Origin of the sequence: Candidatus Rhabdochlamydia sp. W815, assembly GCF_018642185.1 — a bacterium.
Lineage (GTDB): Bacteria > Chlamydiota > Chlamydiia > Chlamydiales > Rhabdochlamydiaceae > Rhabdochlamydia > Rhabdochlamydia oedothoracis.
Window position 1 is genome coordinate 1 of record NZ_JAAVTY010000072.1, and the last position, 7,748, is coordinate 7,748.

Annotated in this window: 3 protein-coding genes and 1 pseudogene; 2 read left to right on the forward strand and 2 right to left on the reverse strand. The window is 37.9% G+C overall.

Annotated features, from left to right (window positions below; all coding sequences use genetic code 11):
• Positions 1-97 precede the first annotated feature (97 nt).
• Positions 98-380, forward strand: a pseudogene (locus RHOW815_RS08610) (transposase); the annotation flags it as partial.
• 74 nt (positions 381-454) lie between these two features.
• On the opposite strand, the gene RHOW815_RS08860 reads toward RHOW815_RS08610, so the two are convergent.
• Positions 455-4,564 carry an autotransporter outer membrane beta-barrel domain-containing protein gene (locus RHOW815_RS08860; protein ID WP_256439917.1) on the reverse strand — a complete coding sequence of 1,370 codons (4,110 nt, stop codon included), beginning with the start codon at positions 4,562-4,564 and terminating at the stop codon, positions 455-457.
• Positions 4,565-4,921: 357 nt separating this feature from the next.
• Here RHOW815_RS08860 and RHOW815_RS05580 point away from each other — a divergent pair, with 357 nt between their 5' ends.
• A complete protein-coding gene (locus tag RHOW815_RS05580) occupies positions 4,922-5,104 on the forward strand; it encodes a hypothetical protein (RefSeq protein WP_215217346.1) in 183 nt (60 codons plus the stop codon).
• A gap of 239 nt (positions 5,105-5,343) precedes the next feature.
• Here RHOW815_RS05580 and RHOW815_RS05585 read toward each other — a convergent pair whose 3' ends face one another.
• The gene (locus RHOW815_RS05585) at positions 5,344-7,446 is read right to left on the reverse strand and encodes a YjbH domain-containing protein (protein ID WP_215217347.1); all 2,103 of its coding nucleotides are present in this window, start codon (positions 7,444-7,446) and stop codon (positions 5,344-5,346) included.
• Between the last annotated feature and the right edge of the window lie 302 nt (positions 7,447-7,748).

Below are 7,748 nucleotides of genomic sequence, written 5' to 3' on the forward strand. Positions count from 1 at the left end.
GTTTGATTGTTAAAAATCACAATAGAGATTCTTTCATCGCCTGCCTATTCTTTTTTTAATTCTTCTGTGCACTTCAAACTTGAAAAGACTACTAAATAAAAACAATTTGTTCGGTGTAAAAAGTGTTTTAGCAGATGGAGGATATTCTGGAGAAAAATTTGCAAAGAGTGTGCAGGAGATATTAGGATGTATATTAGAAATAGCCAAAAGAAATACACTGCATACTTTTACAGTTATTCCTAAAAAGATGGGTTGTAGAGCGTTCTTTTGCGTGGATAGAAAAATGTCGCAGGCTATGGAAAAATTGCGAAAGAAAGTTACATACAAGACTGAATATGGTGGTTCTTGCTTTTATTGCTCTACTTTTGAAAAGATTTTAAACAGGCTCTAAGCCAAATATAGGAATTGGCAAAAGGTATTCCAAGCATCTACATAAGACGGTCAAAAGCAAGAGTTAAAAACTCCAACACGCATTCATATTTATTTCATTCACTGTTGATTTTTTTCCAAAAAACCCTTCATATCCTATAGATAACTGGATGTCTCCTTGGCGGGAAACAAGAAATTGCGCACCTACGAGCAATTGATCAATTGTTTGGTGAAAACTAGAGGCTACAAAATCAGATTTACAAAATGTTCCCTCTCTAAATTTAGAAGCGTAATGACCGCGTATTAGAGGAGTTGTTCTCAACCAACCTATATTGATACTAGGAACTAAGCAAAAACCACTAACACATGATTCTTTAACGACTTTAATACTGACCAAAGAGCGTAAGAAGGAAGAGCGTTTGTCTTTTACAGAAAGGTCGAGAGATTGAGCTCCTGTTTCTTTAAATTTCTCTTGGAATGAGTTGGTTTGATCTAATCTGATCTCAGGTTGCACGAAAAAATTGTCTATATCGAAAGGCTCTAATCTAAACCCTGCTAGGAGAATCTCTGAGAGGTTCCAAGTAGTAGGATCGCTATGTGCTTTTCTAGAAAACCCTGGAAACACAATTTTTCGATCCACATCATAGAAATTCCCTGCTCCTAAAAGCAGAAAATCAAAATAGAAATTTTCAGAGTCGTACTTAACATAAGGACCTAAGTATATGGAGTCAGCATGAGCATGGCCTACCTGATGTTTCCAATCAAGTTGGGCATGAGAGTACCCAAACCCTACGCCCAGGCTCCACTCATCGAGAAATACTCGGTCTGCCCCTACTACAGCTCCATAGGTGTGAGCTGTAAAGCCAGGAGCTTCTTTATGCCCATCTTGTGAATAAACAAACCCTAAAGGGTTAAACCAAACATTTGTAGGTTCATCGATATCTTTATAACAATAGGACCTTTGACCAACTCCTGCTACAAAAAAAGTATTGGCAAGATTAAAATTGTTCTCGAGTTCAACTAAGGGCAGAGATCCAAATGCAGCAGGGGTTAAGCTATTAAGTGCTTTTGTATATTCATTTATCGGTAACTGGATTAACTTATTAGCTACTACAATTAGATCTGTATTTGCAAAATCAAAGTTATCACAAAATAGATAACCTGCTACAGATCGAGCATTACCGGTCAAGCTGGAGTTAGGTATACCTAGAATTACAGAAGAGGCGGTTAAAAAGAGTTGGGCTTGGTTAGGAAGATAATTGATGGTATAATTAAGGGGGTCGCCAAACAAGCTACTAAATTGCCCGGTTACTGCTCCTGCGGTAAGAAAAGTATACGTTGTTCCTTTTAGGTAAACCCCGGGGTTAAGAGTGACATCTACATTTCCATCCAATGTAGCAGTTCCTGTTACATTTAAGAGATTAGCTGCTCCTGTAGCATCAATTTCTATACCTAATGTACCAGATGGGTCTTGTACATAATTTCCATTGATTGTAAGGGTTCCAATAGAATTCCCCGAACGAAGACGACCCCTGTTATTTATAGTCTTTACATTGAATGTTCCAGATCCAAGAGTTGTGCCATAAGTAAAAAGAAGATTTGCAGTAATTGTTCCATTATTTTTCAGTACGGCACGACTCTCTAAAAAAATATAGTCGCTGCTAAAACGCTCTCCCTCAGGAACAACAAGAGCCCCTTGTATAATATTAGTGCTACCTGAAAAATCATCAGATCCAATAAAAGATACTCTTCCAATTCCATCTTTATATAGAGTACCATTACCTGATATTCGACCTTCGTAAACTCCTTCAAAATTTTGGTCAAAAACTAGAGTTCCTAATTTGTTAATAAGAACATCTCTTTGTATACCGGATGTGTCTCCTATCACAATTCCGTCATCTATGATCAAATTTCCCGTAAGAGGGAACGATGGAGGGAACAATGCTAGTAAAACCAATGTTCCCTCATCTGTTTTTGTGAGCGAACCTTCCCCCACGAAAGGGGTTGTAACAGTTAAAGTACAAGAAGGATTTACAGCAATAGTTCCCCCTGGATCTAAAATAATAAGTCGTTTTAAGGAAAAAGTATCCGTTGCTTCAAGGGTTCCTCCTGCAAAAACGAGCTGTGAAGTAGGAAATCCCAGCACATCACTTGCTATAGCAATAGTTCCCTCTTTGATTACAGTAGTTCCTCGATAGTTGTTTTCTTGTGAGGTCATAGTAACCGTGCCACTACCTTCTTTTCTAACCACTGTATTTTGAAAATTTTCTGGATCTGATTGGATACTAAAATCTGCTAGTAAAGAGTTCTCATTTTGAAATACTAACTTAGTGTTACTATGTAAAAAAATATCGTCAGCAAGTCCAAACCCATGCCCAGCGGGTAGAGCAATATCAGATCCGACAGAATCTGTTCCAGGCTCGCCTCCTTGGCTTTGATTCCCACTTAAAGAAACCGAGTCTTGGATAACTAACTGGGCGTTGTTACCAACAAAAACAGCTCCTCCAATTCCAGCTCCTCCTCCACCACTTCCTGCATAAGGTTTTGTTTGTTGAGCCTGACCACCACCAGCTCCTCCAAATTTCCCTCCTTGGCTGACCCTACCATCCTCAAAAATAGGGAAGTCCTTAACATCCTCCTGAAGAAAAGCAGCGTTACCACCACCGCCACCGCCAAAACCACCTCCGCCTCCTCCTCCCCCTCCCTGGAAAGGAATTTTTCTTCCAACAACAATTATTATTGGTTCAACGAATTTGAATCCTCCTCCTCCTCCTGAGATATATTCAACTTTTTCTCCGGAAAGGAGGGTTAAATCGCCTCCTCCGCCACCTCCGCCTCCTCCAAAACCACCACCTCCACCTCCACTACCAAAACCCGTTAGAGGTACTAGTTGCGCTATTGTCTGGGCAAAAGTTCTAGTAGGGAGGCCTGGGGTCGCTCCCCGTTCTTTTTTTGGGGTTGCAAGGCTATACGCCGATGTGGATCCGCCTCCACCACCACTACCATAACCACCACCATCACCACCATTTCTTAGGTTACCTGCAGCACCACCACCACCTACCTCATCACCCCCATTACCAGGTTGAGATACAAGTTGTATTTTTGAGTAACCTATTTCATCTTCGAATGGGCTTACTGCTTGCTCAAATAAAGTTGGGGGCTGTGCAACATATGCCCCGCCACCTCCTCCGCCACCGGCTCCACCTATTCCTCCTGCTCCTCCATCTACGCCTCCTTCTTCTATTTCTCCTGTATATACAGGTTCATCACTTGACAAAAACTCATAAATACCATTTGTAGTAGAACCACCGTCTCCACCGTCTCCACCCCCTCTCCTTAAGTTTCCAGAACTACTACCTGACTGACCGTTTATTATGTTAAAGTTGGGTGTTAGGCTAACATTTATGAATTTACGAGATATGTCACTAATACCACCTATAACATCTAGAAGCCTGCCTAGACCTCTAGCTGGAACTCCCTGTACAAAGTTAAATGGTAGATCGTTGAAGATAAATCCAGGATTTGATAATCCTCCCTTTCCTCCTTTATTTCCTCCTCCTGCTACTGGGTTTCCCATAGATCCATGTTGACCTGGATTATCCCCTCCTCCTTGTGTCCGACTAGCATTTGGGTCAGCTGATGAAAAACTAGCCCCTCCTCCTGATCCACTGAAACCTCCTCCTTTCAAATTTTGAAAACCACTTGCACCTTTTCCTCCTTGTGCAAGATTATTATTAAGAGAGGTGTTATTCAAAGTAACAACAGTATTAGGAGCTACATACACTCCACCCCCTGCTCCTAATCCCCCTCCTCCTCCACTACTTTGACCTGAGATTCCATTTCCCCCAATAGCCGCACCATTTTGTATATTGCAATTTTCGATAGTTAGATTAGCATTTGCAACAAATAAACGATTTTGGTTCCCATCAATTATTTGAGGAACTGTTCCAGAAGTAGTAATCGTTGCCGTTCTTTGGATAACAGGTAATTTGCTAGTAAGCAGAATAGGAGGCAATCCGCTATTTATAGTTATAGTATTAGTAGCTGTATTCCCCGTCTCATTCAGATCTAAAATAGCTTGTCTAAGGCTACCTGGGCCTGCATCGGCCTCACTTGAAACTGTATAGGTATCTCCCCACAAAGGAGCTGAAAAAAAAATTATGCTAGTTAAGATAAGAAAGTGCTTAGAATCCATATATAGTGCTTCCGAAGAATAAAAAAATATTTTGTTTTGTGTTAAGCTATTGAGCATGAAAAAACTGACCCCTAGCCAGAGAGCTGACTTAGAAGACAAGTTAAAGCATCCAAAAGACTATTCTGAACGGAATAGGCTTATACTCAAATGTTATAAATAGTTAACTTTACAGAAGTTTATTCCATAAGAATCATTGATATAACACTTTTATCAAATTTGACAATATATTTTTTTAAACCGTTCTTTAACATCGGCCCTTTCAACCTCGAAATATACTGAAATGCATTAAAAAAAAGACTTTTCAAACACTAAATTCATTGAAATTTTCTAATGGATTGAGATATAAGTTTTGCTCATATGCAACTAAAAGCGAACTTCTTAACAAGAAACCAAAAAGACATCCTCAAGGCTCGTCATCGCCATGAACGGGATAAAAGGCTATGCGATAGAATCAAATCTATTTTATTTTTAGATGAAGGGTGGACATACCCACAAGTAGCACATGCTTTATACTCTTTTACATTCAAATTAAGAGTTTGAATGTATAAACATTTTTATATAAAAGATAACATCTTCTTGCAAGATAGATCAATTTTTTCAAAAAAACCTAGTTATACAATTTTTAATTTGAAATCAAACTATTATAGAGCAGTTTTTTCAAGTATTTATATGTTCTTTTTTGTGTACTTTGAGGTTGAAAGGGCTCTTTTCACAAATAGAAAAGGAGATCCAAGCACAGTTAGAGAGAAGTTAGAATTTTCCGAAGATAAGGATTTGCTCTAGTAATTATAACGGGCGCGATATAAAATATCATAAAGAGGCGTCCCTGTTTTTGCTCTAGCTCCTACATCTCGAAGATAGGCCGACATAGAAAATCCCAGATAGTTACGAGAACTACGGGGAAAAAAAAGATCGAGCGGTAAGACACAACAAAAGCCTTTATCGTAATAGACTCTTCCATTTACTCGATCATGACCATTTGTGATAGTCATCCAAAGAGAAAAACGCAATCCAATAGGAAAATACCGACCTAACTCTATGCGAATTCCTCTTTCTTTGGCTAAAAATCGCCCTACACTCATTTGCAGATCTACATGTAAGGGTTTGCAGTCATAATAAACATCTAGGAAATATTGCATCCCTATAAAAGGAATCTCGACATATCCTGTTTTTTTTAGTTGTTTTATATGGTTGGTAAAGGCAATACCCTGGTATCTACGTTTATAAGTTGCAGCGCATTCTAAACCAATTGCCCAGTTACTATTAACCGGATAAAATAAATACTCTGCTACAATTCCTGCATAAGCGATTTCAAAATAACCGGTTGCTGTGCGAAAAAACCATCCATATCCCAAATTCCAGGTTTTCTGTAAATAAGCCTCTTCTAAAGAAAGTCGATTAGGACGCAAATAGGATAATGTATCTGAACGCACAATAGGTAGATACGAAGGATTTTTCTGATGTTGCGTGATTTTTTGCATACTAGATGCAACCGAATAACCCAGTTGAATTTTATAGTAGAGCTGATCTTTAATATAGCCCTCAGGAGAAAGGATAGCGCCAATGTTGTACTTAAATTTGCCATTGTTGGTACCAAAAAAGGTAAGCATCCGAGGACGTATTACCAATGTTCCAATCGGCTTATGCCTTTGAAAAATAATCGCTTCTTCATAACAATTCTTACACTCTGGAACTTCTTGTAGAGGAGAGAGTGCATTATATGCAAAATCGCTTATTTGATTGTGATACCAAAACCCCAGAAGTTTTCTATCAAAACAATAGGCTTGACAGTTCACTCCGCCTTCTTCTATAACCAGTAAAATACTTGTAATATCAGAAGGGATCAAAGCTGCTAAAACACATTGAATTCTCTCTCTAACTTCACACTCTTCGCGATAACGTGTATTGATAATCTTTAAACACAGCTGCTTTTCCCCAAAAGCATTGTATTGAAGAGTTGCTCTATATAAATCAAGACCTTGCTGCTTTAATGCATAAGCAATTTCTTGAGAAAAGTCTTGCTCATTACGAATACATCCTAAAGGCTCTGTATTGACGGGCGATACATATAAACAAGGATCTTGCGGTTTTGTTTTTTGGTTCAACCCTAGAGGAAATTGCAAACAACCAGATACAGCTACTTCTTTTCCTCTTAGACTTGCAATGGAAAATTGAAAATAATCACCTGCTGAAAATACAAGACCTGTATTTATTTTTCTCTTTAAAGAGTGTGACTTATTACTACCAGAGTCATATTCAGCGATAAGTGAGAGATTTTTCAGAAATGCCTTTTTGCTTTTTCTAAATGGGCTCCAAGATATTCCTGCAAATATCCCTTGTAATCTTTTTCTGCCCCATCCCAAAGAACATTCTAAATTGAGAGAAAGAAGCTGCTTGCTCATCACAATATAAGAGGAATCAACACTCCCTACCCCGATAAAATCATCTATGCCTATAGCAAGAGATGGAACATACGTAAAATCATCTTGAATCAATCCCAACTTAATATTTGCTATTCTAGCTGTGTTTTGTTTTTTCATGCCTTTGTAAATATGGTAATTAGCTGATACTTGAATCCGATCAAAAAATTGAAACCCAACACTGTAAATTTGAAAAGAGGAGGAGGAGGTTATATTTGCTGCTAAAGTGCCTATTGCATCCATACGTGCAGAAGGTATATGAAAATAACCTCCTAATGCTGAATAGTTATAGATAAAAGGGAGCTTATCAGGCATCTCTTCATAAATTTTTCCTACTAATTCTAGATCATGAAAAAGAGAGTTTTCTTCAAATTTTTCTAGGCAAAAAGAATTTTGTTCTGCAAAAATCCAAGAAGTGCTAATAAGAAAAATAGCACAACACATCTTAAGTGAAGAATTCACAAATTACTCTTATCTAGAGTGCGTATATTCAAATATATTAGAAATAAGCTTTATAGGTTGGGAAATACATAGATTTTTTCCAAATACTTTAATCATAATCGCATCCATATGTCGTTTAGAGGTTATTCTTAATTTGAAATAAGATTAGTATATTTTTAAAGGACGCATCAAAAATAAAGAGCTACTTAGTTTTTAACAAGACTAGTCTTTTCAAGTTTGAAGTGCACAGAAGAATTAAAAAAAGAATAGGCAGGCGATGAAAGAATCTCTATTGTGATTTTTAACAATCAAACACAAGGAGA

Excerpts from the sequence above, each read along its gene's own strand:
- RHOW815_RS08860 (WP_256439917.1), bottom strand. The coding sequence starts at position 4,564 with ATGGATTCTAAGCACTTTCTTATCTTAACTAGCATAATTTTTTTTTCA.
- RHOW815_RS05580 (WP_215217346.1), top strand. The coding sequence starts at position 4,922 with ATGCAACTAAAAGCGAACTTCTTAACAAGAAACCAAAAAGACATCCTC.